At 59.8% G+C, this 22,451-nt stretch carries 17 protein-coding genes, 2 tRNA genes and 1 pseudogene; 10 read left to right on the top strand and 10 right to left on the bottom strand.

The genetic code is table 11. The features are described 5' to 3' along the window. Positions 1-106 precede the first annotated feature (106 nt). From AACY52_RS01125 to AACY52_RS01110, 4 genes are all read left to right on the top strand, one after another. A complete protein-coding gene (locus AACY52_RS01125) occupies positions 107-838 on the top strand; it encodes a thioredoxin fold domain-containing protein (RefSeq protein WP_064053737.1) in 732 nt (243 codons plus the stop codon). 129 nt (positions 839-967) lie between these two features. Continuing rightward, a complete protein-coding gene (locus tag AACY52_RS01120; protein WP_339560173.1) occupies positions 968-2,272 on the top strand; it encodes a homoserine dehydrogenase in 1,305 nt (434 codons plus the stop codon). A gap of 103 nt (positions 2,273-2,375) precedes the next feature. Further along, entirely contained in the window at positions 2,376-3,785 is a 1,410-nt protein-coding gene (thrC, locus tag AACY52_RS01115; RefSeq protein ID WP_339427481.1) for a threonine synthase, read from the top strand. Between the two features lie 247 nt (positions 3,786-4,032). Beyond that, positions 4,033-4,317 (top strand): DUF3509 domain-containing protein, encoded by a 285-nt coding sequence (locus AACY52_RS01110; RefSeq protein WP_339417301.1) that lies wholly within the window; start codon positions 4,033-4,035, stop codon positions 4,315-4,317. A 170-nt stretch (positions 4,318-4,487) separates the two neighbouring features. Here AACY52_RS01110 and AACY52_RS01105 read toward each other — a convergent pair. Beyond that, positions 4,488-4,994 (bottom strand): annotated as a pseudogene (locus tag AACY52_RS01105) (hypothetical protein); the annotation flags it as partial. Between the two features lie 14 nt (positions 4,995-5,008). Continuing rightward, positions 5,009-6,208: a CaiB/BaiF CoA-transferase family protein gene (locus AACY52_RS01100; protein ID WP_049711684.1), complete on the bottom strand. Its 1,200-nt coding sequence runs from the start codon at positions 6,206-6,208 to the stop codon at positions 5,009-5,011. Between the two features lie 148 nt (positions 6,209-6,356). Between AACY52_RS01100 and AACY52_RS01095 the strand changes: the two genes are divergently transcribed. Then, positions 6,357-6,899, top strand: a complete 543-nt coding sequence (locus AACY52_RS01095) for a YaeQ family protein (RefSeq protein WP_339417299.1) — start codon at positions 6,357-6,359, stop codon at positions 6,897-6,899. Positions 6,900-7,071: 172 nt separating this feature from the next. Next, entirely contained in the window at positions 7,072-8,781 is a 1,710-nt protein-coding gene (gene recJ / locus AACY52_RS01090; protein ID WP_339417297.1) for a single-stranded-DNA-specific exonuclease RecJ, read from the top strand. Positions 8,782-8,934: 153 nt separating this feature from the next. Here recJ and AACY52_RS01085 read toward each other — a convergent pair whose 3' ends face one another. The 4 genes from AACY52_RS01085 to AACY52_RS01070 all read right to left on the bottom strand — a co-directional run bounded on the left by AACY52_RS01085 (position 8,935) and on the right by AACY52_RS01070 (position 13,489). Further along, positions 8,935-10,221 carry an AcvB/VirJ family lysyl-phosphatidylglycerol hydrolase gene (locus tag AACY52_RS01085; RefSeq protein ID WP_339417295.1) on the bottom strand — a complete coding sequence of 429 codons (1,287 nt, stop codon included), beginning with the start codon at positions 10,219-10,221 and terminating at the stop codon, positions 8,935-8,937. After that, positions 10,221-12,863 (bottom strand): bifunctional lysylphosphatidylglycerol flippase/synthetase MprF, encoded by a 2,643-nt coding sequence (gene mprF, locus AACY52_RS01080; protein WP_339417294.1) that lies wholly within the window; start codon positions 12,861-12,863, stop codon positions 10,221-10,223. Before mprF ends, AACY52_RS01085 begins: the two co-directional genes overlap by 1 nt. 277 nt (positions 12,864-13,140) lie before the next feature. Further along, positions 13,141-13,217, bottom strand: a tRNA-Met gene (locus tag AACY52_RS01075). Between the two features lie 195 nt (positions 13,218-13,412). Further along, positions 13,413-13,489: transfer RNA gene (locus tag AACY52_RS01070), tRNA-Met, on the bottom strand. Between the two features lie 278 nt (positions 13,490-13,767). Between AACY52_RS01070 and dinB the strand changes: the two genes are divergently transcribed. Continuing rightward, on the top strand, positions 13,768-14,826 hold the full coding sequence (dinB, locus tag AACY52_RS01065) for a DNA polymerase IV (RefSeq protein WP_339417293.1): 1,059 nt from the start codon (positions 13,768-13,770) through the stop codon (positions 14,824-14,826). Positions 14,827-14,955: 129 nt separating this feature from the next. Here the strand turns inward: dinB and AACY52_RS01060 are convergent, their stop codons facing one another. From AACY52_RS01060 to AACY52_RS01045, 4 genes are all read right to left on the bottom strand, one after another. After that, the gene (locus AACY52_RS01060; protein ID WP_339417292.1) at positions 14,956-15,909 is read right to left on the bottom strand and encodes a hypothetical protein; all 954 of its coding nucleotides are present in this window, start codon (positions 15,907-15,909) and stop codon (positions 14,956-14,958) included. 20 nt (positions 15,910-15,929) lie between these two features. Beyond that, on the bottom strand, positions 15,930-17,645 hold the full coding sequence (locus tag AACY52_RS01055) for a proline--tRNA ligase (protein WP_339417291.1): 1,716 nt from the start codon (positions 17,643-17,645) through the stop codon (positions 15,930-15,932). A 211-nt stretch (positions 17,646-17,856) separates the two neighbouring features. Further along, positions 17,857-19,389: an AmpG family muropeptide MFS transporter gene (locus tag AACY52_RS01050; RefSeq protein ID WP_339417289.1), complete on the bottom strand. Its 1,533-nt coding sequence runs from the start codon at positions 19,387-19,389 to the stop codon at positions 17,857-17,859. A gap of 43 nt (positions 19,390-19,432) precedes the next feature. After that, complete coding sequence (locus tag AACY52_RS01045; protein ID WP_339427480.1) at positions 19,433-19,795, bottom strand: MGMT family protein; 363 nt, start codon at positions 19,793-19,795, stop codon at positions 19,433-19,435. A 141-nt stretch (positions 19,796-19,936) separates the two neighbouring features. Between AACY52_RS01045 and AACY52_RS01040 the strand changes: the two genes are divergently transcribed. The 3 genes from AACY52_RS01040 (at position 19,937) to AACY52_RS01030 (ending at position 22,335) form a co-directional block, all read left to right on the top strand. Continuing rightward, positions 19,937-20,944 carry a DUF481 domain-containing protein gene (locus tag AACY52_RS01040; protein ID WP_339436014.1) on the top strand — a complete coding sequence of 336 codons (1,008 nt, stop codon included), beginning with the start codon at positions 19,937-19,939 and terminating at the stop codon, positions 20,942-20,944. A 116-nt stretch (positions 20,945-21,060) separates the two neighbouring features. Continuing rightward, entirely contained in the window at positions 21,061-21,792 is a 732-nt protein-coding gene (locus AACY52_RS01035; protein ID WP_339417285.1) for a HugZ family protein, read from the top strand. Positions 21,793-21,858: 66 nt separating this feature from the next. After that, a complete protein-coding gene (locus tag AACY52_RS01030) occupies positions 21,859-22,335 on the top strand; it encodes an FxsA family protein (RefSeq protein ID WP_339417283.1) in 477 nt (158 codons plus the stop codon). Positions 22,336-22,451: the final 116 nt, after the last annotated feature.

The following is a 22,451-nucleotide window of genomic DNA, read 5'->3' as shown; positions in this document are numbered from 1 at the left end:
GGCCCAACTGTGGTAGGCTTTGCCGGTTAGCAAAGGGGACGGCTCAGACCTGTATTAACAGACCCATGTCTTGCGCCCGTCCCTGCATCTGCCTTCAGGAGTTCCCATGCGCTTGACCCAGATTATTGCCGCCGCAGCCATTGCGTTGGTTTCCACCTTTGTTGTCGCCGATGACGCTGCCGAGCAGACCATCCGCAAGAGCTTGGCCAACCTGCAGCTCGACACCCCGATCGAAAGCATCAGTGCCAGCCCGATGGCCGGCCTTTACGAAGTCAAGCTCAAGGGCAGCCGCGTGCTGTACGCCAGTGCCGACGGCCAGTACATCGTCCAGGGTTACCTGTTCCAATTGAAGGACGGCAAACCGGTCAACCTGACCGAGAAAGCCGAGCGCCTGGGCGTGTCCAAGCTGATCAATGGCATCCCTGTGGCTGAAACCGTGGTCTACCCGGCGATCGGCGAGACCAAGACTCACATCACGGTGTTCACCGATACCACGTGCCCGTACTGCCACAAGCTGCACGCCGAAGTGCCCGCGCTCAACAAGCTGGGCGTGGAAGTGCGCTATGTAGCGTTCCCGCGCCAGGGCCTGGGCTCGCCGGGTGACGAGCAACTGCAAGCCGTATGGTGCTCGGCCGACAAAAAAGCGGCCATGGACAAGATGGTCGACGGCAAGGAAATCAAAGCCGCCAAGTGCGCCAACCCGGTTTCCAAGCAGTTCGCGCTGGGCCAGTCCATTGGCGTGAACGGTACACCGGCCATCGTTTTGGCTGACGGCCAAGTGATTCCGGGCTACCAGCCCGCGCCACAAGTTGCCAAACTGGCGCTGAGTGCCAAATAAACCAGCATCGTCGAACCTTTGACGATCATGGCCCGTGGATAAGTCCACGGGCCATTAATTGAAAGCCGCAGTTATGCGGCTGTTTTCCACGGCCGACCTCGCGTCGGCCGTTTCATGGGGAGTTCTTCAGTGAAACCGGTCAAAGTAGGCATCTGTGGGTTAGGGACCGTCGGTGGCGGCACCTTCAACGTACTTCAGCGTAACGCTGAGGAAATTTCCCGCCGCGCAGGCCGTGGGATTGAAGTGGCGCAAATTGCCACGCGTTCGCCAAAGCCACAGTTCGCAACGACCGGTATTGCGATTACCAACGATGTCTTCGCCGTTGCCACCAACCCTGAAATCGATATTGTCATCGAACTGGTCGGCGGCTACACCGTGGCCCGCGAGCTGGTGCTCAAGGCCATCGAGAACGGTAAGCACGTGGTCACCGCCAACAAGGCGCTGATCGCCGTGCACGGCAACGAAATCTTCGCCAAGGCGCGTGAAAAGGGCGTGATCGTTGCGTTCGAAGCCGCTGTCGCTGGTGGCATCCCGGTGATCAAGGCGATCCGTGAAGGCCTGTCCGCCAACCGTATCAACTGGGTCGCCGGCATCATCAACGGTACCGGTAACTTCATCCTCACCGAAATGCGCGAGAAGGGGCGTACCTTCGAAGACGTGCTGGCCGAGGCCCAGGCCCTGGGTTACGCCGAAGCCGACCCGACCTTTGATGTGGAAGGTATCGACGCGGCGCACAAGCTGACCATCCTGGCGTCCATCGCCTTTGGTATCCCGCTACAGTTCGACAAGGCTTACACCGAAGGCATCACCCAGCTGACCACTGCTGACGTGAACTACGCCGAAGCCCTGGGCTACCGCATCAAGCACCTGGGCGTAGCGCGCAGCACGCCGGCCGGTATCGAGCTGCGTGTGCACCCGACGCTGATCCCGGCCGATCGCTTGATCGCTAACGTCAATGGCGTGATGAACGCCGTGATGGTCAACGGTGACGCCGCCGGTTCGACCCTGTTCTACGGCGCCGGCGCCGGCATGGAGCCAACGGCTTCGTCGGTGATCGCTGACCTGGTGGACGTGGTCCGCGCCATGACCAGCGACCCGGAGAACCGCGTGCCGCACCTGGCGTTCCAGCCGGACTCGCTGTCGGCCCACCCGATCCTACCGATCGAAGCCTGCGAAAGTGCCTACTACCTGCGTATCCAGGCCCAGGACCATCCGGGCGTGTTGGCCCAGGTCGCCAGCATCCTGTCGGAGCGCGGGATCAACATCGAGTCGATCATGCAGAAGGAAGTCGAGGAGCAAAACGGCCAGGTGCCGATGATCCTGCTGACCCACCGTGTGCTCGAACAACACATGAATGACGCCATCCGAGCGCTCGAAGCTCTCCAGGGCGTGGTTGGGCCGGTAGTCCGTATCCGTGTCGAACATTTGAATTAATTCAGCTGCAAGCGCCAAGCTACAAGCTTCAAGTAGAAGCAGATCTGCTTTAACTTGAAGCTTGTCACTTGAAGCTTGAAGCCCAAACCGAAGGTTTGCCCCTATGCGCTACATCAGCACCCGCGGCCAGGCACCGGCCCTGAATTTCGAAGACGTTTTGCTGGCAGGTCTTGCCACTGACGGCGGCCTGTACGTGCCGGAAAACCTGCCACGCTTCACCCAGGAAGAAATCGCTTCCTGGGCCGGCCTGCCGTACCACGAGCTGGCCTTCCGGGTGATGCGCCCGTTTGTCACCGGCAGCATTCCGGATGCGGAATTTAAGAAGATTCTGGAAGAGACGTACGGCGTGTTTTCCCACAGCGCCATCGCCCCGTTGCGTCAATTGAACGGCAACGAATGGGTACTGGAGCTGTTCCACGGCCCGACGCTGGCGTTCAAGGACTTTGCCCTGCAACTGCTGGGTCGCCTGCTCGATTACGTGCTGGAGAAGCGCGGCGAACGCGTGGTGATCATCGGCGCTACCTCCGGTGATACCGGCTCGGCTGCCATCGAAGGCTGCAAACACTGCGAAAACGTCGACATCTTCATCCTGCACCCGCACAAGCGCGTGTCGGAAGTGCAGCGTCGCCAGATGACCACCATTTTTGGTGAGAACATCCATAACATCGCCATTGAAGGCAACTTCGATGACTGCCAGGAAATGGTCAAGAACAGCTTTGCTGACCAGAGCTTCCTGAAAGGCACGCGCCTGGTGGCGGTGAACTCGATCAACTGGGCGCGGATCATGGCCCAGATCGTCTACTACTTCCACGCGTCCCTGCAACTGGGCGGGCCTGCACGTTCGGTGTCGTTCTCGGTGCCGACCGGCAACTTCGGCGACATTTTTGCCGGTTACCTGGCACGCAACATGGGCCTGCCGATCAACCAGTTGATCGTCGCCACCAACCGCAACGACATCCTGCACCGTTTCATGAGCGGCAATCAGTACGTCAAGGAAACCCTGCACGCCACGCTGTCGCCGTCGATGGACATCATGGTGTCGTCGAACTTCGAACGCCTGCTGTTTGACATGCACGGTCGCAACGGCGCGGCCATCGCGGGTTTGATGGACACCTTCAAGAGCGGTGGCGGTTTCAGCGTTGACGAAGAGCGTTGGACCGAAACCCGCAAGCTCTTCGACTCCCTGGCTGTGGACGATGCGCAGACCTGCGAAACCATCGCACAAGTCTATGCCCAGACCGGCGAGCTGTTGGACCCGCACACTGCCATTGGTGTGAAGGCCGCCCGCGAATGCCGCCGCAGCCTGGATATCCCGATGGTGATCCTGGGCACCGCGCACCCGGTGAAATTCCCGGAAGCGGTGGAGAAGGCGGGCGTTGGCAAGGCGCTGGAATTACCGGCGCACTTGGCTGACCTGTTCGAGCGTGAAGAGCGTTGCACTGTATTGGCCAATGACCTCAAGGCTGTGCAGGCGTTTGTCAGCCAGCATGGCAACCGTGGTAAGCCGCTGTAAGGCAAACCGTGCAGGCAAAAACGCCGCTTTCCCTTCCTTGGGTCAGCGGCGTTTTTTATGGCTTGCAGGTTCGGTAGGTGCGGCCGTTTTTTCGTTGTCATGTTGCGAGCGCATGCTGGAATCCGTCAGCCCCTGACGGCCCCAAAAGACGAAAAAGCGAACTTTCCTACGTCACAACCAGTCACTTAGGATAGATGCAGCTCTCCCGTTGAAACGATTGTTCCCGAACTATTGAGTGGTGATCGAGATGGAAAGTATCAGCCTATTGCTAGAAGAAGCGCTGAGCCCTTATCAGGTTTCGCTGACCACCGCCGGTGTGCAGGGCGAGTGCCTGGTGACCGTGAAGAATCCTGCTGGCGCGATCGTGGTCGAGCGTGAAGTTGATCGCGCACAATTGATGGATAAACGCGTGATGGTGGATGTGGTGGACTGCCTCTTGCGCGATCTCAAGATTGCCGAAGGGCGCTTGGAACCGTCGGTCATCGCGGCCTTGCGCAACGCCGCCCAGGCTCGTGGCGCTGCCGTTGCATGAAGAATTGTTTAAGTGTGGAAACTTCCTACAAGGCGGCCGGTCAGATTTCGTAACAGCAAGAGCAGACATTGTGCTCCGGTGTTTGTGCCTTGCTGTACGGGTCTTTGTAGGCCACGTTTAACCCCGAAGTGTATCCCCACGCTCCGGGGTTTCTTTTTGCCTGCGATTTGTCAGGGTTCAGGTGAATCCAGGAAAAAGCTCGGGTTGTCCTGCAGATAGTGTTCACGCATGACCGGGTCCAGCCATTCGGCGTAGGAAGCCTGTAGCTGTTCCTGTGGGATATGGCGCAAGGCCCGATCAATTCGCTGTATGGCCTGGCGACCTTCAGGTGTGGCCGAACAACCGATATGCGTACGCTGGTAGGGCGCTGACCCCTTGATGGGGTAGAACATCAGGTCTTCAGGGGCAATGCCTTGTTGCATGGCGTGATAGCGGATCTCCGGCGCGTAACCCAGAACGGCTTCCAGTCGGCCCAGGCGCTGCATTTGCAGCAGGCTGCCCAGGGCGTCATTGCCGTAATGGAGTGCCAGTGTGTGAGGGACGGCACCCTTGAGTTGTGCATCGATCAACGGACCTTAGCTGCGTTCGGCGGTTGCGCCAATGCGTGCGGTAGGGGAGCCGAGGAAGGCTTGCAGGTCAAATTGGTCCTCATCAATGAACGCTGCCAACTCGCTCTGAGCAGGGTAAACCATCAAATCGCGCCATCCTCACGCAAGCGAGTAATGGCAGCGCTGTCGTATCCCAGTTTATTGAGTAGCACGTTGTTATGTTCACCCAGCTGCGGCCCGACCCATTCGCAGCTGCCTGGCGTGTCCGACAACTTGGGCACGATGCCAGGCATCTTGAAGTCCTTGCCGTCGGGAAGCTGGGCCTTGAGGAACATCTCCCGGGCGAGGAATTGCGGATCGCCGAGCATGTCCTCGGCACTGTAGATGCGACTGGCAGGCACTTCGGCTTTATTCAATATCGCGACCACTTCATCCAGTGGCAGCGAATTCACCCAGCGATCGATTACGCCATACAGCTCATCACGACGGCCATCGCGTCCGTCATTGCTGGTTAACTCTGGATCGTTGGCCAAATCTTCACGGCCAATGGCCGACATAAAGCGCTTGAAGATCGCATCGCCGTTGGCGCCGATCTGTACATGCTTGCCGTCGGCGCTGGTGTGGATGGAGGACGGCGTGATACCGGGCATGATGTTGCCGGTGCGTTCGCGAATAAAACCGAATACATCGAACTCCGGGATCATGCTTTCCATCATGGCGAAGATGGCTTCATACAGCGCTACATCGACCACCTGGCCCACGCCGCCGTTGACTTCGCGATGACGCAGCGCCATCAGCGCGCCGATCACCGCCCACAGCGCGGCAATTGAGTCGCCGATGGAAATGCCGGTGCGCACCGGTGGGCGGTCTTCGAAGCCGGTGATATAGCGCAGGCCGCCCATGGATTCGCCCACCGCGCCAAACCCTGGCTGGTCTTTCATCGGGCCGGTCTGGCCAAAGCCGGAGAGACGCACCATCACCAGCTTGGGGTTGAGTGCGTGCAGGGTTTCCCAGCTCAGGCCGAGCTTCTCCAGCACGCCGGGGCGGAAGTTCTCGATCAGGATGTCGGCGTCCGCCAGCAACTGCTTGAGGATGGCCAGGCCGTCCGGGTGCTTGAGGTTCAGCGTCAGCGACTGCTTGTTGCGCGCCTGCACAAACCACCACAACGACGTGCCCTCGTACAGCTTGCGCCACTTGCGTAGCGGGTCGCCGCCGTCCGGCGATTCGACCTTGATCACCTCGGCGCCGAATTCGGCGCAGATACGTGAGGCGAACGGGCCGGCGATCAGGGTACCGAGTTCGATAACTTTCAGGCCGGCAAGCGGTTTGGCATTAAACGACATGATGATCCTTGTCTGCGCAGTGCGGTGGTGTGATGCCTTTTAACATAGGCGGACAGCCCAGGGATAAGGATGATGCAGCGCAGGATTCGTTGAATGGCCCCGCCATCGGTTAGACTGGCCGCCTTTCCCTGTCTCTAGAAGTCCGTTCATGGCCCAGCCGTCCACGACCTACAAATTCGAACTCAACCTTACTGACCTCGATCGCTCGGTGTACGAGAGCGTCAAACAGACCATCGCCCGCCACCCTTCGGAAACCGAAGAGCGCATGACCGTGCGTCTGTTGGCCTACGCCCTGTTTTACAACGAGCAACTGGCGTTTGGTCGTGGACTGTCAGATGTAGACGAACCAGCCCTGTGGGAAAAAAGTTTGGATGATCGGGTTTTGCACTGGATCGAAGTCGGCCAACCCGATGCCGACCGCCTGACCTGGTGCTCGCGCCGCACCGAACGCACCAGCCTGCTGGCCTACGGTAGCCTGCGTGTATGGGAAGGCAAGGTGGTGCCGGTGGCGACCAACCTGAAAAACGTACACATCGCCGCCGTGCCCCAGGAGATCCTGGAGGTTCTGGCCAAAGACATGCCCCGCGTGATCAAGTGGGATGTGATGATCAGCGAAGGCACCATCTTCGTGACCGACGACCGTGGCCAGCATGAAGTGCAATTGCAGTGGCTGGTCGGCGGACGCGATTAAAATGTGGCAAGCGGCTTGTGTGGGATCGGGTTTGCCCGCGATTGTATCGCCGCGGTGTAACTGTTTCACCGAGCCGTCCGCATCGCAGGCAAGCCAGCTCCCACATCAGGTTTGTACCGTTTGCAGGATTGTTGTTTAACCGTTGTATCAGTAGAGAAGTTTCCGTTACCTCATGCGTATCGATCCCCGCCCGTTGCCCGCCGTCCTGCCGTTTCTTGGTGAATTGCCACCGCTGTTGACCCGTCTTTATGCCGCGCGCGGTGTGCAATCGGAGGCTGAGCTGGATAAAAGCCTGGCGCGGTTGATTCCCTATCAGCAGCTCAAGGGAATCGACGCGGCGGTGGACTTGCTGGTGACGGCGCTGGAGCAACGCCAGCGCATCCTGATCGTCGGTGACTTCGACGCCGATGGCGCCACTGCCAGCACCGTGGGTACCTTGGGCCTGCGTTTGCTCGGAGCGGCGCATGTCGACTATCTGGTGCCCAATCGCTTCGAATACGGCTACGGCCTGACCCCGGAAATTGTCGCCGTGGCCCTGCAGCGTGAGCCGCAGTTGTTGATTACCGTGGACAACGGCATTTCCAGCGTCGAAGGCGTGGCGGCCGCCAAAGCCGCGGGGTTGAAGGTGCTGGTGACCGACCACCATTTGCCCGGCGATGAGTTGCCGGCGGCGGATGCCATCGTCAACCCGAACCAGCCGGGCTGTGAGTTCCCGAGCAAGGCCCTGGCCGGCGTCGGCGTGATTTTCTACGTGCTGATGGCCTTGCGTGCGCGCCTGCGCAGCTTGGGCTGGTACGCGAACATACCTCAGCCGAACATCGGTGAACTGCTCGACCTGGTCGCTCTGGGCAGCGTTGCCGATGTGGTGCCCCTGGATGCCAACAACCGCATCCTGGTGCATCAGGGCCTGGAGCGTATCCGTGCAGGTCGCGCACGGCCGGGGATCAAGGCGATCCTGGAGGTGGCCAAGCGCGACGCTGCACGCATCACCTCGACCGACCTGGGCTTTATCCTCGGGCCGCGCCTGAATGCCGCTGGGCGCCTGGATGACATGAGCCTGGGGATTGAATGCCTGCTCACCACCGACGTCGCCGCCGCGCGGGAGATGGCTGCGCAGTTGGACGGCATGAACCAGGACCGTAAATCCATCGAGCAGGGCATGCAGCGCGAAGCCCTGGCCCAGCTCAAGGACTTGCCGGTGGAGTCGATGCCCTACGGGCTCTGCCTGTTCGACCCGGAATGGCACCAGGGCGTGATCGGCATTCTGGCGTCACGCATGAAAGAGCGCTATTTCCGCCCGACCATCGCCTTTGCCGACGCCGGTGACGGCCTGCTCAAGGGCTCAGGGCGCTCCGTGCCGGGTTTTCACATCCGTGATGCCCTGGCAGTGGTCGCAAGCCAGCATCCCAATCTGATCGCCAAATACGGCGGCCACGCCATGGCGGCGGGGCTCACATTGCCCGAGTCGAATTTCCCACTGTTTGCCGAAGCATTTGATGCTGAAGTGCGTCGGCAACTGTGTGAGGAGGACCTGACCGGCAGGTTGTTGACCGACGGTACTCTGGCAGTGGAAGAGTTTCACCTGGAGCTGGCGCGGGCCTTGCGGCATGCCGGCCCGTGGGGGCAACACTTTCCCGAGCCGTTGTTCCACGGCGTGTTTCAGTTGGTGGAGCAGCGTGTCGTGGGGGAGCGGCACCTGAAAGTGGTGCTCAAGAGCGAATGCGGCTCGGTGAAACTCGATGGCATTGCGTTTGGGGTGGACCGTGACGTTTGGCCTAACCCTACCGTGCGTTGGGTCGAGCTGGCCTATAAGCTGGATGTGAACGAGTTTCGTGGGAATGAAACCGTGCAGCTGATGATTGCGCACATCGAACCGCGCTAAATATCGGTCACACCCTAAAGCAAATGTGGGAGCGGCGGTTCGACGCTTCGACTTGCTCGCGAATACGGAGTGTCAGTCAATGTTGCTGTGACTGATCCACCGCTTTCGCGAGCAAGCCCGCTCCCACATTTTTAATCCGTGTACAGCCTGAAGTTACTCGGCTTTATCCTTGGCCTGATGCTTCACAATGATATCCACCAACCGCTTGGCCAGCGCCGGGTAGTTCTCATCGAAGTGATGCCCACCTGGCAACTTCAGCGCTTCACCCACGGCAGTCTTGTCCGTGCAGCCGCTCTCGTCGACTTCTTCTGCACCGTAGATGCACACCACTTTCTCAGGCGGCAGCTTGGCCATTTCCGGGCCCGTGGCGGCTTCTTTGCCGGCGTTACCCAGCCAGCCTTCCACTTCGATTTCAAAGCTGCCAGTGCGCGCGAACGCCAGCAGGATGATTGCGTCCACGCGTTGCTGCTCGTTTGCCGGCAAGCGGTTGTAAATGGCCGGCAATACATCGGCACCGAACGAGTAACCGGTCAGCACGAAGCGCTTGGTGCCCCACTTCTGACGGTAGTGTTGCATCAGCTCGGTGAGGTCCTTGGCGCTTTGTTCCGGGGTCTTGTGCTGCCAGTAGTAGCGCAGGGTGTCGATGCCGACGACGGGGTAGCCGATCTTGGCCATTTCGCCGGCCACGTCGCGGTCCAGGTCACGCCAGCCGCCATCACCAGAGAGGAACAGGGTGACGGTGTCCTTGGCCTGGCCGGCCGGCACTTCAACCACTGGAATCGCCAGGCCGCCGTTGTCCGAACCTACCAGTTGCTTGCGCAGCTCGTTGTTCAGCACTTGCGGGTAGTGAATGTCGTAGTCGCTGATGCTGGTGGTGGCGCGTGGTGTATCGCGCACGAAACTGGCGCTTTCATCGTCAGGGTTGTCGTTCCAGGCCACCAGCCAATTGCCGTGCGCGGCGGTTTTCGGCAGTGGGTCCTTGCAGCCTTCCTGCACCAGGGCGAAGCCGACGGAGATGGCATTGGCCTTGTCGTCATCCTGTGTTGCCAGCCAGCGCCAGGCGAGCGCTGCGCCTGGGCCGATGCCGCTGACCAGGGTGGCCGGGCCCTTGAGCTGGACCAAGGCGCTTTGCAGCGCTTGTTCCTGCAGCTTGCAATCGTCCTTGGGCAGGATCACTTGGACAATCTGCGCCTTGCCGCCTTGGCTCAGAGCGATCAGTTGGCTGTCGGTCAGGATTTCGTCGGCCATTACGGCCACGGCCACAAGGGCTTTCGGCGTGCCATTGGGCGTCACGCGGGTCATCACCGAGCCATCGGCCTGGGGCAATTGCTCCAGGGTCGGCTGTGGGGCAGGGCGGTTCCAGTACCAAAAGCCGCCGCCTGCGATCAAGGCGAGCAGCACTACAGAGGCCAATACATACCGCCAGGAACGTCGAATCATCAGCGTTTCACCAATCCAGTCAAGCCGCCCGCGATCAGGGCGGCGGTATCGGCCAGTGCCACCAGCGGATCAAGTCCCGCAGGCACGGCCATGTAACGGGGTTCCCAGTCAGGCTGGAACTTGTCTTTGAAGCGGCGCAAACCTTGGAAGTTATACAGTTGTTCGCCACGGCGGAACACCATCGAACCCAGACGTTGGGTCAACGGCGCGCCGCGGCGTGGTTGCAGGCCCGACAACGGCACCATGCCGAGGCTGAAGCGGGCGTAGCCGTGACTCTTATAATGTTGAATCAGGCCGACCATCATGAATTCCATGGTCAGCTTGGGCGCGTCAGGGTGGGCGCGCATCAGGTCGAGACTGGCCAAGTCGTGGCTGTAGGTCTCGAGCAAGTTGGCGAAGGCCACCGGGTTCCCTTCGAAGCGAATGATCGCAATGCGAAAGTGCTTGAGGTAGTCGTCGCTGAAGCGTCCCAGGGAAAAGCCTTTTTCCCTCACGTTTTTGCCGGTCAGCCAGGCATCCGAGATCACTTTGAGCGCGTCCATCGGTGCCGTGCCCGGTTCAAAGATCTCCAGGGACAAGCCATCGCGGGTGCCACGGTTCCAGGTATAGCGCAGGTCCTTCATCTCTTTGCCCTTGGCTTCCAGGTCAAAGCGTTTCAGGTCGACGCGGGCTTCTTCACCCAGTTTGATCGCGGTGAGGCCGATGTCCATGTAGTACGGCAGGTTCTCTGCGCGCACTTGATAGAACACCGGGCGCGCGTGGTGAATGTCGCACAAGTCGCGGAACTGCCAGATCATCTCGGCGCGTGGCTGGGTCGGGCCAATCGGGTCGTACAAGGCTACCAGGCTGCGCCCGCGACGGGCGTACATGAGGAAAGCTTCATCATTGGGGTGAAACAGCAGCGCCTTGTCGCCGGTGAGCGCCAGGCCGCCGTCGGGTTGGGACGAGGCCATCAGGATCTTGCTGGCACGCTCGAGTTCGTCGGGCGTCGGCAGGTGGATCACTGGGCGCGCGGTGCGCAACAGCCAGGTCAGGGAGACGATCACCAGCAGGACGGCGGCGCCCAGCAGCGAGCGCAAACCACGGGGCGCGTTGGCGTCCAGGGTGAACTGCCACCACAGCTGGTGGCTGTAAGGCACGTCTTGATAAGCGAACAGCAGCAGCCAGATCGAAGCCCCCAGCACGCACACGCTTGCCACCAGGTACAGCGGTGAGAAGGGCAGCTCGGTGAGGCGGCTGGCGCGGTAGAACGAGCGTCGGAAGATCGCCAGCAGGATCGCGGTCATGGTCATCAAGCAGGCTTCTTCCCAGTCGAAACCCTTGAGCAGCGAGAGCAACGCACCGGTCAGCAGCAGCACCATGGTCAGCATCCAGGCGGCCGACAAGCGTCGACGCAGGCCCTGGGCCAGCAACAAGCACAGCACGCCGATCAGGCTGGCGCCAAAGTGCGAGGCGTCAATCAGGCGGTGGGGAATCAAGAAGCCGATGTTTTCCAGGCGTGAGTCGATTTCGGGCGTGGCGCCAGAAAACAGCAGGACCACGCCGGACAAAAAAACCAGTACGGCCAGTACTGGCGCTGCCAGCCCCGAGGCGACCCGCAGGCTTTGCTGGGTCTGGAACAGACGCTGCGCTTCGTTGATCAGCAGGAACACACAGGCGATCAATAGGGGCAGCACCACGTAGATCATGCGGTACAGCAGCAGGGCAGCGGCCAGTGGCGCGGCGCCCAGTTTGTCGGCGAAGGCTGCGAGCAGAATTGCTTCGAATACGCCAACCCCGCCCGGTACATGGCTGAGCACGCCAGCGGCCAGCGCCAGCAGGTACACCAACAGGAAGGGGCCGAAGGGCGGCGCTTCTGGCAGCAACAGATAAAGGACGGTCGCAGCGGCGGCGACGTCCAGCGCGGTGATGATCAGTTGCAGGAAGGTCAAACGCCGGCCCGGCAGACGCAGGGTACGGCGGCCAGCTTTTACCAGCAGGTTATCCGGGTAGGGTTGCTCCGGCAGGCGACGACGATAAATGCCGATGCACAGCGCGGCCGACAACAGCAGCACGGCGCAGGCAATGCCGCCCAGCAAACCTTGCGACAGATGCAGATAAGTGGACGCCGCCGGCAAGTTACTCAAGGTGGCCAATGCCGCCAGCGGCGGCAGGGCGCAGCCCAGGGCCAGGCTGGCGAACACGGTCATGTGCGCCACTTCTGAAGCCCCGATGCCATGGCGTGCATATAAACGGTAACGCACCGAACCGCCCGAGAGCATCGACAAGCCAATCGCATTGCCGATGGCAAACGCGGTAAAGCCACCCATGGCCAGGGTCTTGGCGGGCAGTTGTACCCCCGCGTAGCGCGCGCCGGAAAATTCGTAGCCTAATAGAATGACGAAGCCGGCGACACCTGCGGCAAACGCACCGAGTAGGGCGGGCCTGGGTACTTCCAGAATCGAATCGTGGAGGGCGTAGAGATCCAGCTCCAGCAGCAGGTGTCGGCAGGCGATCAACGCGATGGCGAACAGCAATAGTGTGACGGCCAGCCCGATGGGTTGCCGGTATTTGCTCACCCGATCCAGCCAACGCAAACGAGCGGGAGGGATCGGTTGTTCTGCTGTAACGGTGTCTTGTGGTTCAGACGAGTTGGCGCGCATCAATCACCTCGTGGATTGTGCGCGACAGGATGGAGGTATCCAGCCAAGTTACCAATCCCTATGGGCAAAATTATTACAAATATTAACGCGTATCACCGGGGGCGGCGACAGCGGCCATTGGTCGTAGAGGGAAGCGCTGAGCATTGAGCATAGCTTGCAATGAGATGGACTCTGCAAACCGTGTACGGTTTCATGAAAGATGCCATGCCATTGTTTCAGAAGAACTTTTTTACCGGATACAAAAAAGGCCACTCTTTCGAGTAGCCTTTTTGATGTTTGGTTGCGGGAGCCGGATTTGAACCGACGACCTTCGGGTTATGAGCCCGACGAGCTACCAGACTGCTCCATCCCGCGTCTGTGGGCGGCATTCTACAGCCCAACGGCGGGGTGTCAACCGTTAATGGATGTATCGGTCAAATAAGTGTGAATTAACCCACTGAGTGGTCACCGATAACGGTAAGTGCGCGATAGGCTTGGATTTTTGTCAGACAATCAAAAAACTGACAGGCACAAAAAAGGCCACTCTTTCGAGTAGCCTTTTTTGATGTTTGGTTGCGGGAGCCGGATTTGAACCGACGACCTTCGGGTTATGAGCCCGACGAGCTACCAGACTGCTCCATCCCGCGTCTGTGTGTCGGCATTCTACAGAGGATCGCGAGTGTGTCAACCCGTGTTCTGAAGAAAAGCGCTTGTGGTTCAATTGGTTAGCTCTCCACCGCTGTACGTGGAAGCGCTGCAAGCCAGTCCGGCCAAGGGTTTCAGCTCTATCGGAATGCCAGATTCGATTGAGAAAATAAATTCATGTACGAATTTTCCTACCGTTCAAACGGAAGAATCAAACTACTGGTGCTATGTACAGGTGCGAGTGCGATACTGGCCACCCGTAGTTTCACATCCTGTTTATATGACGCAGCGCAAAATCATCCACGTTGACTGTGATTGCTTCTACGCCGCCATCGAGATGCGCGATGACCCGAGCCTGGCGCAAAAGCCGCTGGCGGTGGGTGGCTCGGCGGACCGGCGCGGGGTGATCGCTACCTGCAACTATGAGGCGCGGGCCTATGGCGTGCGCTCGGCCATGTCGTCACGCCACGCCTTGAAGCTGTGTCCGGACCTGACCATCGTCAAGCCGCGCATGGACGCCTATAAGGAAGCGTCGAAGGAAATCCAGACCATCTTTCGCGACTACACCGACCTGATCGAACCGCTGTCGCTGGATGAAGCCTATCTGGACGTGTCTGACTGTACGCATTTTGGTGGCAGTGCCACGCGCATCGCCCAGGACATTCGCCGCCGCGTCTCCAACCAGTTGCACATCACCGTGTCCGCTGGTGTCGCGCCGAATAAATTCCTGGCCAAGATCGCCAGCGACTGGAAGAAACCCAATGGATTGTTTGTGATTACCCCGGACCAGGTCGAAGACTTTGTCTCGCAGTTGCGTGTGAGCAAATTGCACGGTGTGGGCAAAGTCACGGCAGAAAAGCTGGCGCGCCTGGGAATTGAAGACTGCCTGCAACTGCGTGAGTGGAACAAGCTGGCGCTGGTGCGGGAATTTGGCAGCTTTGGCGAGCGACTGTGGAGCCTGGCGCGTGGGATTGATGACCGCGCAGTGCACAACGATAGCCGTCGGCAATCCATCAGTGTGGAAAATACCTACGATGTGGACCTGCCGGATCTTTCAAGCTGTCTGGCAAAGCTTCCCGAACTGATGGAAACCCTGGCCGGGCGTATGGCGCGTATAGACAGCAGTTACCGGGCGGGCAAGCCGTTCGTTAAAGTGAAGTTTCATGACTTTACCCAGACGACACTGGAGCAGGCGGGGGCGGGGAGGGATTTGGAGAGTTATCAACAGCTGCTGACCCAGGCGTTTAAACGGGGTGCGAAGCCGGTTCGGTTGTTGGGGATTGGGGTGCGGTTGCTGGATTTAAGCAGCGGCAACGAGCAGCTCGAGTTCTCCTGGTAGAAACCGAGAGCCCTATGTGGGGGCGGGCTTGCTCGCGAATGCGGTAGATCAGTCAATGCATCTGGTGGCTGACACTCCTTATTCGCGAGCAAGACCGCACACATTTAGATCTACGATATTCTTGAAGTCTTAGCGCGCGCCAGGATCCGCCACCAACCGCCCCGCATCCTTGGTCAGCGCCTGCAGGAATTCCTGCTGCAACTCGGGATCATTGCGGGTCAGTTCGATCAGGCTTTGTTCCAGTTCGCTGGCTTCTTCTTCCAGGCCCAGCTCTGAGAGACGCTTGACCCGGTGCACCCACTGGCTGACTTCGTCGTCTTCCAGGTCGTCGTAGATCAGGCCGTGGGCTTCCAGCAACTTGCCGCGCAGCGTGTTGCTGATCGCCAGTGTCGAGTCCGAATGCACGTCGTCCTGGCCATCTTCCACGCTGATCTTCAAGGTCGTGATGCGGTTAAGGTCCTGCTCGGCAAACGGGCTGTCCAACAGGTTCAGGCGCAAGACGCCGTTGCGGTCGGTGGTCAACTCATGCACGTGCTTGCCCGCAGTAACCTGCACCGGGCGTTCGCTCCAGGGCAGGCTCGAATACTCCACACGCTTGTCGCGCTGGACTTCATCGATACCTGCCAGGTTCTGTTGCGCACGGCCATGGGATTGCACGTTCATGAACGGGTTGAGGCCGTCCACGCCGTAGGTCAGCCAGTCGTGGGTCATGCTGGTAGGCAGGTTGCCGAGGGCGAAGATATTCGCCACGTTAGCCCCCGCACCCGCGACCAGGGCGACCGTACCCAAAGGCACTTCATAGAGTTCGCGCCAGGGTTGGTAGGGGGTGTAGCGGTCGTAACGACGGGTGACTTCGAACTCGGTGACCTCGAAGGTCTTTTGCTCGTGAATGCGCACTCGGCGTTGAGGCAGCTCCAGCACTTTGGGGTCGCCTACATCGATCTGCAGGCTGTGGTCGAGCAACTTACGCTCGACCCGCTCCTCGTGCTCACTGCGTTGCGACATCTGGTTGGCGCAGCCGCTGACCAGCAGGGCGCCGCACAAGGCGGCGCCCCCCAGGGCTCTGGTGTTTCGCTTGAACATGACTTCTCTTGATCTGGTTTTCAGCGACGAATACGCGCCTGAAGGAAAGACAGCACGTCAGCCACCGGCAACGGTTGTGCTTGGGCTTCGGTCCGGCTCTTGTATTCCAGATTGCCATCCGCCAGGCCGCGGTCGCTGACCACGATCCGGTGCGGGATGCCAATCAGTTCCATGTCGGCGAACTTGATGCCCGGGCTGGTTTTCTTGTCGCGGTCATCCAGCAACACTTCAAAACCAGCGGCCGTCAGTTCGGCATACAGTTTGTCGGTGGCTTCGCGTACTTGCTCGGTTTCATAGCGCAGCGGTACCAGGGCGACCTGGAACGGCGCCAGGGCGTCACTCCAGATGATGCCTTTCTCGTCGTTGTTCTGCTCGATGGCAGCTGCAACCACGCGCGAAACGCCAATGCCGTAGCAGCCCATTTCCAGGGTGATCGGCTTGCCGTTCTCGCCCAGCACTTCGCACTTCATCGCCTTGCTGTACTTATTGCCCAGCTGGAAGATGTGCCCGACTTCGATGCCGCGCTTGATCTCCAGGGTACCTTTGCCATCCGGGCTCGGGTCACCAGCGACCACGTTACGCAGGTCGGCCACGGTCGGAACCGGCAGGTCACGCTCCCAGTTCACGCCGAAGTAATGCTTGTCGTCGATGTTCGCGCCAATACCGAAGTCGCTCATCAGCTCGACCGAACGGTCGATGATAATTGGCAGCGGCAGGTTCAGTGGGCCCAGGGAACCCGCACCGGCGCCAATGGCGTCGCGCAGTTCGGCATCACTGGCCATGACCAGTGGGTTGGCGACGCCAGGTTGCTGGGCGGCTTTGATTTCGTTGAGTTCGTGGTCGCCACGGATCACCAGGGCGATCAGCTTGCCTTCTTCTTCGGCGTGCACGATCAGGGTCTTGATGGTCTTTTCAATCGGCAGATTGAATTTTTCCACCAGGGCCGCGATGGTCTTGGTCTCTGGTGTATCCACCAAGCGCAGCTCTTCAGCCGGTGCAGGGCGGGACGTTTCCCGTGGCACGGCTTCAGCTTTCTCGATGTTTGCTGCGTAGTCCGAACCGTTGCTGAACACGATATCGTCTTCGCCGGATTCGGCCAGTACATGGAATTCGTGGGAGCCGGCACCGCCGATGGAACCGTTGTCCGCTTCAACCGCTCGGAACTTCAGGCCCAGGCGGGTGAACACGTTGCAGTAGGCCTGGTGCATGCGGTCGTAAGTGACCTGCAGCGACGCCTGGTCGGCGTGGAACGAATACGCGTCTTTCATGATGAATTCACGACCGCGCATCAAGCCGAAGCGTGGGCGGATTTCATCACGGAATTTGGTCTGGATCTGATACAGGTTCAGCGGCAGCTGTTTATAGCTGCTCAGCTCGTTGCGCATCAGGTCGGTGATCACTTCTTCATGGGTCGGGCCGGCGCAGAAGTCGCGGCCATGACGGTCCTTGAAGCGCAGCAACTCAGGGCCGTACTCTTCCCAGCGCCCGGATTCCTGCCACAGTTCAGCCGGTTGGGTGCTCGGCATCAACACTTCCAGAGAGCCGGCAGCGTTCATTTCTTCACGAACGATGGCTTCGACCTTGCGCATCACCTTCAAGCCCATGGGCAGCCAGGTGTACAGGCCCGAGGCCAGTTTGCGGATCATGCCGGCGCGCAGCATCAGCTGATGGCTGATCACGACCGCATCGGAAGGCGTTTCTTTCTGTGTGGCGAGCAAATATTGACTGGTGCGCATGGTAGGCCGTTGTCGGTTGCTTGGACTTGAAATGACGCTGGATTGTACGGGCGGTTGCCGCCGGAGTACAGGCATCAGGTTGCGGGGTGTTTCTGTCGGAAGCGTGCTTGTGTGGGCGCTGGCTTGCCTGCGATGGGAGCGGCGCGGTGTATCTGTTGCACCCTGGTGATGCTATTGCAGGCAAGCCAGCGCCCATATTGACTGAGGTGTGTCAGTCGTCAGCGGGTGGATTCAACCGAATCCGCCGATTCTCCTGGTACCAATGCAGTGCAATCAGCAGCAATGTCGGTACACCCAGCATGCAGGTGATCAGGAAGAAATTATGGTAGCCGAACTTCTCCACCATCACCCCCGAATACCCGCCGATCAGGCGCGGCAGCAACAGCATGATTGAGCTGAGCAGCGCGTATTGGGTGGCGGAGAACTTGAGGTTGGTCAGGCTCGACAAGTAGGCCACAAATGCCGATGTGGCCATGCCCGAGCTGAAGTTATCCAGGGAAATCGTGAAAATCAGCATCTGCAGGTCCGGGCCCCTGTCGGCGAGCGCCACGAACAGCAGGTTGGTGCCGGCAGAGAACACGCCGCCGATAAACAGGATCGGCAGGATGCCGAAGCGCACAATCAGCAGGCCGCCCATGCCGGCGCCGACCAGGGTCATGATCAGGCCGAAGATCTTGCTGACCCCGGCGATCTGGTCCTTGGTAAAGCCTTGGTCGATGTAGAACACGTTGGCCATCACGCCCATCACGGTGTCAGACATCCGATAGGTGGCGATCAGCCCCAGCAGCAGTAAAGCTTGCCAGCGGTAGCGCAGGATGAAGTCGTTGACCGGCGTCAGCACCGGCGCCAGGCCCCGGCGACCCATGGCCGAGAGGCACAGTGCGGTGAGCGTGATATAGAGAATGGCGCGCAGGAAGGCACGGTCGTCCATCAGCAGGTCCCACAGGCTCATACCGTGGAACAGCACGCTTGCGAAATCAGTATTGAACAGCTGGGTGAACATCGCGGGCACCGACACCAGCAATACGATCAGCACAAATACCGAGACCAGTTGATGCACGAAACTGTAGCGCCCGGCCTGCAACTGGGTGCGCAGTGGCACATTTGGTTCGCGCATGAACAGCGTGGTCAGCAACGCAGGAACCATCAATACGCCGAACAGCACATAGGTGCCGGTCCAGGCCGAGTGTTTATAGTTGAAACCGGTGGAGCCGAAACCTTCAGCAAAAAAGAGTGCACCTGCCGTGGCCAGCAGGGCGGCGATGCGATAGCCGGACATATAGCTGGCGGCCAACGCGGCCTGGCGGCTGTCATCGGCGATTTCCAGGCGGTAGGCGTCTACCGCGATATCCTGGGTGGCGGACGCGAAGGCAACGACGACGGCGATAGCGATCAGCCAGGACAAATGTTTCTGCGGGTCGCAAAAGCCCATGCCGATCAATCCGAGGATCACCAGCGACTGGGCAAGGACCAGCCAGGAACGGCGTCGCCCGAGTTTACCGAGCAACGGCAGGCGCCATTGGTCGAGCAGCGGCGACCAGACCCACTTAAAGGCATACGCCAAACCAATCAGGCTTGCATAGCCGATGGTCTCGCGGGCCACACCGGCCTCCCGCAACCACACCGAAAGCGTCGAGAACACCAACATGTAAGGCAAGCCGGCGGCAAAGCCGAGCAACAACAGCACTAACGTCGAGGGGCTGGCATAGGCAGCGAGCGCGGCGCGCCAGGTTTTACGGGGCATGGGCTGGAGTCTGCCTCAGGTTTGCGGAAACAAAGCGCGCACTCTAACCGCTGTGCTCTACCGGGCGCCAGCCATGGCGCTGAATATCCACGCGATTATTGCGGACCGTGACGCCTTCTTCGCGCAAACGCGCGCGTTGCTCGTCACCCGAGGCACTGCCCACTGGCAGACTTATCCGACCACCGGCACCCAGCACGCGATGCCAGGGAAGTTTGGTGTCTGCAGGCAGTTGACTCAGGGTGCGGCCTACCCAGCGCGCCGCACGCCCCAGCCCAGCCAGGTGGGCCAACTCGCCGTAGCTGACCACGCACCCTGCGGGCACTTGCGCCAGGGTCAGGTACAGCGCAGTGCGGCGCATTTGGGCAGGGCTTTGCGGGGGCTCGGCGGGTGGATTCACTGTGGGCATATCCGTTGAGATCGGCTGACTTATTGTAAGAAACGTCTGTAAGCATGGCATCGAGGATTGAACTGAATATAAATCCTTGAGTCAGTCGTATCTAACACGATAATGCCCTCTTTTCGCCAACCTCGAGCCCTGAATCCGCTTATGTTGTCCAGAACTCTGCTGTGCCTCGCTGTTTTCAGCGCCTCCACGCCCCTAATGGCCGATACCGTCTGGTTGAAGAACGGTGACCGTCTGACGGGCAAGATCAAGGTCTTCGACGGCGGCAAGTTGCTGATCCAGACCGATTACGCGGGCGCCATTCCTGTGGACTGGAAACAGGTGAAAACCCTGGAAAGCGACCAGGAACTGCTGGTCAAGCAAGATGCCTACACCGGCGAAAAGGCCAAGTCCCTGAAGCCGGCGGATGAAGGCAAGGTGGTGCTGGCCAATGGCGAGGCGCCAAAGACCGTCGAGCTGGCAAGCATCCAGCAGATCCTCAAGCCCAAGCCTGTGATCGAAGACTTGGTGTGGAAGGGCAATGTCGACATGGCGCTGGACTACAAGCGCGCCGAAAAAGATACCAACGACTACGACATCGACTTCAAGACCACCGCGCGGCATGGCCAATGGCGCCACACCGGGCAGGGCGAGTACAACCGCGAGTTCCAGGACGACGTGACCACCACCGACAACTGGGCGTTGGAATATGACCTGGACCGCTTCCTGACCGAGCATTGGTTCTGGCAGGGACGCTTGACTTACAAGCGTGACAAGGTTGAAGACTTGGCTCGCCAGCGTACCGTCGGTACCGGCCCGGGCTACCAGTTCTGGGATGATGAGCTGGGCGCATTCTCCCTGGGGTCGCTCGTCAACCGCACCGATTACGAATACGCCGAAGGCGGCAAGGACAACTTCTATTCCCTGGCCATGAAGTGGAACTACAACCGCTACCTGGTGGGCAAGACCGTTGAATTCTTTACCAATGGCGAAGTGGGCAAACCTATCGATGGCCCAGCGGAATACTCCCTGGATGCGGAAATGGGCCTGCGCTACAAAGTCACCGAGTGGGCTTCGCTTAACCTCAAGGCTGAACGCGACGTCATCAGTGGCGACTCGGAAAGCAGCCTGAGCAAAACCCGCTATACCGCAGGGTTCGGCGTGGCCTGGTAACCCCCTTCGACAAATCCCGGCAGGGGCGCCTATGGCAACCGGCGCGTAGATTGATTACCTTGTGTTGAGATCCATTCCCATGAGTCATGGGCGGCTGAATACCCGAGGAGTCAACGTTGAGCGCACAGGTTGCCAAGAACGCCCGAGAGCTGTTGCTCAAGGAATACCGTGGGGCTCTCGCCACACAGTCCAAAGCCATGCCGGGTTTCCCTTTCGGTTCGGTCGTGCCGTATTGCCTGGACGAGCAGGGCCGTCCGCTGATCCTCATCAGCCGTATTGCCCAGCACACCCACAACCTGCAAAAAGACCCTAAGTGTTCGTTGCTGGTGGGTGAGCGTGAGGCGGATGACGTGCAGTCCGTCGGGCGCCTGACCTACCTGGCTGAGGCCGTAAAACTCGGGGAGGGCGCTGCCATAGAGGCAGCGGCCGAGCGTTATTACCGCTACTTCCCCGATTCGGCCAACTACCACAAAGCCCACGACTTCGACTTCTGGGTGCTCAAGCCGGTGCGCCACCGTTACATCGGCGGCTTTGGGGCGATTCACTGGGTCGACCAGTTGACACTGGCCAACCCGTTCTCGGGCACGGCTGAGCGCAGCATGATCGAACACATGAACAGCGATCACACCAACGCCATTGCCCACTACGTCGACTTGGCCGGTTTGCCGACCTCCGAGCCTGCGCAGTTGGCCGGTATCGACAGCGAAGGCATGCACCTGCGTATCGGCCAGTCCTTATATTGGTTACCGTTCGCGGAGCCTTGCAACACTCCGACACAAGTGCGCGAAGCCCTGGTTTCACTGGCTCACGCTGACGACTGGCCGAAAAAAGAAGCCGCTGACGCTTGAATTCACGAAATGGCGACGTCATTTAAGGTGGACTGGCAAGGCATTCTTGCGTTGAGGAACCATTTGATGCGCCCTTTTTTATTGCTCTTTCTGCTGTTCCCGGTGTTGGAGCTGTTCGTATTCGTTCAAGTCAGCAGTGCGATCGGGTTTTTCCCGGCCCTGCTGTTGATCATTCTCGGCTCGATGCTCGGCGTATTGGTGCTGCGCGTCGCCGGCCTGGCCACGGCACTGCGTGCCCGTGAAAGCCTGAATCGTGGCGAGCTGCCCGCACAGACCATGCTTGAAGGCCTGATGATGGCCCTGGCCGGTGGCCTGTTGATCCTGCCGGGCTTTATCAGCGATGTGGTCGGCCTGGTGATGTTGCTGCCAGTCACTCGCAAGCTGCTGGCCGGCAAGATGCGCCAGCGTGCCGAAGAGGCGGCGATTCGCCAGCGTGCGTTCGCCGATGACCTGCAACCCCGTGGCGGTCCGGCTCCGCGCCAGCCACTGGGGCGTGAAGGTGATGTGATCGAAGGCGAATTCGAACAGCGCGACAGCAAATAACCGCTTCACTGGCACGGCACCTCAGGGTGCCGTGTTGCTTTGAGCCGTCGACATACACAAAAAATTTCCGTCGCGGCCCCTTGTAATAAGCTTATGCGCCCTTATGTAACGGTCAC

This window comes from Pseudomonas sp. EA_65y_Pfl1_P113, assembly GCF_963970525.1.
Lineage (GTDB): Bacteria > Pseudomonadota > Gammaproteobacteria > Pseudomonadales > Pseudomonadaceae > Aquipseudomonas > Aquipseudomonas tritici.
This window is presented reverse-complemented; position numbering and strand designations above follow the sequence as displayed.

What these genes read in the sequence shown, in the direction of transcription:
- AACY52_RS01050 (WP_339417289.1), bottom strand. Translation starts at nt 19,389, where the DNA reads ATGCCCCGTAAAACCTGGCGCGCCGCGCTCGCTGCCTATGCCAGCCCC.
- AACY52_RS01040 (WP_339436014.1), top strand. Translation starts at nt 19,937, where the DNA reads ATGTTGTCCAGAACTCTGCTGTGCCTCGCTGTTTTCAGCGCCTCCACG.
- AACY52_RS01110 (WP_339417301.1), top strand. Translation starts at nt 4,033, where the DNA reads ATGGAAAGTATCAGCCTATTGCTAGAAGAAGCGCTGAGCCCTTATCAG.
- AACY52_RS01045 (WP_339427480.1), bottom strand. Translation starts at nt 19,795, where the DNA reads ATGCCCACAGTGAATCCACCCGCCGAGCCCCCGCAAAGCCCTGCCCAA.
- AACY52_RS01030 (WP_339417283.1), top strand. Translation starts at nt 21,859, where the DNA reads ATGCGCCCTTTTTTATTGCTCTTTCTGCTGTTCCCGGTGTTGGAGCTG.
- AACY52_RS01055 (WP_339417291.1), bottom strand. Translation starts at nt 17,645, where the DNA reads ATGCGCACCAGTCAATATTTGCTCGCCACACAGAAAGAAACGCCTTCC.
- AACY52_RS01095 (WP_339417299.1), top strand. Translation starts at nt 6,357, where the DNA reads ATGGCCCAGCCGTCCACGACCTACAAATTCGAACTCAACCTTACTGAC.
- dinB (WP_339417293.1), top strand. Translation starts at nt 13,768, where the DNA reads ATGACGCAGCGCAAAATCATCCACGTTGACTGTGATTGCTTCTACGCC.
- AACY52_RS01125 (WP_064053737.1), top strand. Translation starts at nt 107, where the DNA reads ATGCGCTTGACCCAGATTATTGCCGCCGCAGCCATTGCGTTGGTTTCC.
- AACY52_RS01085 (WP_339417295.1), bottom strand. Translation starts at nt 10,221, where the DNA reads ATGATTCGACGTTCCTGGCGGTATGTATTGGCCTCTGTAGTGCTGCTC.
- AACY52_RS01100 (WP_049711684.1), bottom strand. Translation starts at nt 6,208, where the DNA reads ATGTCGTTTAATGCCAAACCGCTTGCCGGCCTGAAAGTTATCGAACTC.
- mprF (WP_339417294.1), bottom strand. Translation starts at nt 12,863, where the DNA reads ATGCGCGCCAACTCGTCTGAACCACAAGACACCGTTACAGCAGAACAA.
- thrC (WP_339427481.1), top strand. Translation starts at nt 2,376, where the DNA reads ATGCGCTACATCAGCACCCGCGGCCAGGCACCGGCCCTGAATTTCGAA.
- AACY52_RS01060 (WP_339417292.1), bottom strand. Translation starts at nt 15,909, where the DNA reads ATGTTCAAGCGAAACACCAGAGCCCTGGGGGGCGCCGCCTTGTGCGGC.
- recJ (WP_339417297.1), top strand. Translation starts at nt 7,072, where the DNA reads ATGCGTATCGATCCCCGCCCGTTGCCCGCCGTCCTGCCGTTTCTTGGT.